Here is a 2,973-nt window from a genome sequence, read left to right as displayed (position 1 = left end):
AGAAGCCTCACGGAGAAATCCTTGAGGCTTTTTTTGTGTACGCTTGGCATGAGCATTATCCGCTCATCTCTCAAAAGCTCGACTTACAACCAGCAGATGGTATTGGATAGCACCTTTGTTTCATTAAAGTTGGAATCCAATACCATCTGCTGGTTGTAAGTTGGGTTCTTGAAGGACACTACCATGCGACGTCCACATAGAGCTAAGCATGAATCCATTGGAAGCAGAAGTGAAGAAAGACGGAAGATGAAACTAATCAAACAAGATTAGACTCTTTTTGAAAACGAATTAAACCGCCGTATGCCGAACGGCACGTACGGTGGTGTGAGAGGGAAGGAAACGAAAGTAGGTTAGAAAACTTTCGTTTCCCAACCTACTCGACTCTGTTATTCTGAGATAAGGAATTTATTTCTCCCTCTTATATTTAGCGATGAGTTCTTTTAACATAGAAAGTATGTCATCAATAGAAACGCCACTGCGTTCGCTCATCATGGCAATGGTTGCTTTAGGAATGATGATGCGTGCAAGAGGAGAATTGAGCATTTTGAAAGCAGAGTTCATACTTGGCAAATCTTTCCGTAGCTGTGGGTAAATTTTTAACAAATCCTGTAAGCGAGTGTCGGCAGAGAGTTCTATTGTCGAATCTTCTTTTGTAACAGACGTATCATTTGGAGTACAGTTTTGCGCCTCCTTCGATTTTACTACTTGTGTATCATTTGACCAGGTCAGCAGTGTTCGTGAACCTTGAAGTTCACGAATGCGACTACAATCTTGCATCATTTCGAGTACACCTCTGAATCTTCCTTCTGCATCACGCACGGCTACATAATATATATAGATGAACACACCTGGTTTGTTAATCCAAAAATCTACACTATCCTGCTCACCCGAACGGAATTTGGCTATAATTTCCTCAACAAGGTGGACGCTGGTGCGCGGATGACAGTTCTTCACATCACGTCCGATAACATTCTTGCTGCGTGGGAAGATGCGGTGGTTGGTATCTGAATAGAAGCGAACTAGTTCGTTTTCATCTACATAAGATATATCTACAGGAAGATGTTTGTATATGAGGTTGATTTGTTCGAGAGAAAGTTTTCCTGTCGTGACGTCGAAAACTCGGTCTGTGTCGTTTCCTCCAAGCTCATATTTAGTAAGAAGCGCAGATAGTTCTGAGACAAAACCGTCAGGAGCTGTTGTTGGCTGGGTTACTGTTTTATCCGCATTTTGGAATCCTTCTACATCAATCCATGCAAAGCCAATTTCGTAATCTCCCGAACGCATCTGTTCGAATTCTTCGGGAGTAATCATTGCCAAAGCAGTTGGGTATAGTACAGATTCTTCTTTCTGTAAAAGATCCCGCACATCTGCCACAATGGTAGGCTGCATTGCCAAAAATTCTTCTTCTTTATCTTCCTCAATAAGTTTTTTAGCATCACGTATTTCATCTCGCACAAAGTCATCGAGCAGCCACATCGTAGTCGTGGGGCGATCAAATCCTTTCTGTTCGAGTATGGAATAGAGCTGGTTCTGCTTACGTGAAAGGTGAATGCGAAAAGCCGCTATTTTGTCGTACAATTCAATCCACTGATTCTTGATAATCGGATATTGTACAAGATCTTCTATGGAGAGCATAAGGCGACGCATTTCATCGTTCTCTCTGTAGTAACACATGATAGGGTGATCAAGAGGAAGATTTGGTCGACTGGTGTCCATCACTTCATCAAACAGCTCAATCATCTTTTGAATATCCTCCTTTTGGCACTCATCCTCTTCAATGGTTTTGAGTTCCTGTTCTGCCAATGCTATTTCATAAGGACGGATTTTCCCAACTTGCTTTCTTATTCGGGCTCTGCCCTCCTCTAATGAAATATCTCCTCGTTGGTATGCTTCTTTGATTTCGAGTATTTTGCTGAGTTTCTCAAGGTCAACACTCGGCAAATATTTTTTCATATCCATAGCATTATTGTCTATTGATGAGGTAAACGAAAAAATCACTCTCTTCTATGGCTTTTACGCTTACATGAGCTTCGCCGGGGAAATGTAGAACGGTGCCTGTGCTGATACGATGTACCTCGGTATCGTTAAGAGTAACCTCTACAGTTCCTTTCACTATGGTGAAGAATACTTCCCGTCCTGTATGGTCGTGTGAAGGTATTTGTTCTCCACTTTTCAGATGCAAGTGTACAAGCATGAGTTCCTTGTTGTTAATTACCTTACCTAAAGTATTGATTTCCTGCCCAATGGGGTTAATTACTTGTTTCATAATTCTTCTTTATTTAGTTATGATTAATAATTGAATAACGTTCGTTTTGATATTATACTTTTATATGGTAGATTCAACTTCAAAATGCAAGTACGTTTGCAAATTTAAGAAAAATTCCTCACTTGATATTCTGAATTCCAACTTTTTTTGTTTTGCATTATTGGTATAAGTGACAAAAATTCTGATATAACCACCAGCTTGGGCCTTTACGAAATTCTATTTTTTTGAAAACTTATCGTGATCGATTTGTAAAAAGTGGACTTGGACGCAGCCATTCCCAGCTCCCATTGAAGGAGTTGGCAGTCGAATATACGAACCGCACACAGGAAAGTAAGTGAGGAGGAAAAGCCTCTTTTCTCGCCAAAGGGGGGAAAGCGCCCCCCCTGTTCCTCAAACCCTATACAGATGGCGAACATTCGACCTGCCCGGCATCATGAAATTACATTACAAAAACCGTACCGTGAGACACTCTTTGTAATCTGTTGGGTACTGTCCTATAAAAGTGTGTAAGCTCCTTTTTTCTTATCTTTGTATTTGAAAACTATAAAAAAGGAAAAAATGAAACTTACACATTCGCAAATTTCGGAAATTATTTCGAATTACACAAGCAGCAGCGAGGGTTTTGTTACCCTTCAGTCATTAATCATGAACTCCCTGATGTATCATGAACGAGAGTTGTTCGTCAGCGAAAATGCCCATGAGCAATG

Annotated in this window: 2 protein-coding genes and 1 pseudogene; 1 reads left to right on the top strand and 2 read right to left on the bottom strand. The window is 40.6% G+C overall.

The genetic code is table 11. The features are described 5' to 3' along the window. Nucleotides 1–405: 405 nt before the first annotated feature. Both ETF27_RS09055 and ETF27_RS09050 read right to left on the bottom strand, forming a co-directional pair. On the bottom strand, nt 406–1,959 hold the full coding sequence (locus ETF27_RS09055; RefSeq protein WP_147785732.1) for a PAS domain-containing protein: 1,554 nt from the start codon (nt 1,957–1,959) through the stop codon (nt 406–408). Nucleotides 1,960–1,963: 4 nt separating this feature from the next. Next, nucleotides 1,964–2,266 (bottom strand): cupin domain-containing protein, encoded by a 303-nt coding sequence (locus ETF27_RS09050; RefSeq protein ID WP_028901587.1) that lies wholly within the window; start codon nt 2,264–2,266, stop codon nt 1,964–1,966. A gap of 558 nt (nt 2,267–2,824) precedes the next feature. On the opposite strand from ETF27_RS09050, the pseudogene ETF27_RS11510 reads away from it, so the two are divergent. Further along, nucleotides 2,825–2,973: pseudogene (locus ETF27_RS11510) on the top strand (IS256 family transposase); the annotation flags it as partial.

Origin of the sequence: Prevotella brunnea (genome assembly GCF_008016795.1) — a bacterium.
GTDB lineage: Bacteria > Bacteroidota > Bacteroidia > Bacteroidales > Bacteroidaceae > Prevotella > Prevotella brunnea.
Note: the sequence above shows the minus strand (reverse complement) of the source record. Positions and strands in the feature narration are given on the sequence as shown.

What these genes read in the sequence shown, in the direction of transcription:
- ETF27_RS09050 (WP_028901587.1), bottom strand. Translation starts at nt 2,266, where the DNA reads ATGAAACAAGTAATTAACCCCATTGGGCAGGAAATCAATACTTTAGGT.
- ETF27_RS09055 (WP_147785732.1), bottom strand. Translation starts at nt 1,959, where the DNA reads ATGGATATGAAAAAATATTTGCCGAGTGTTGACCTTGAGAAACTCAGC.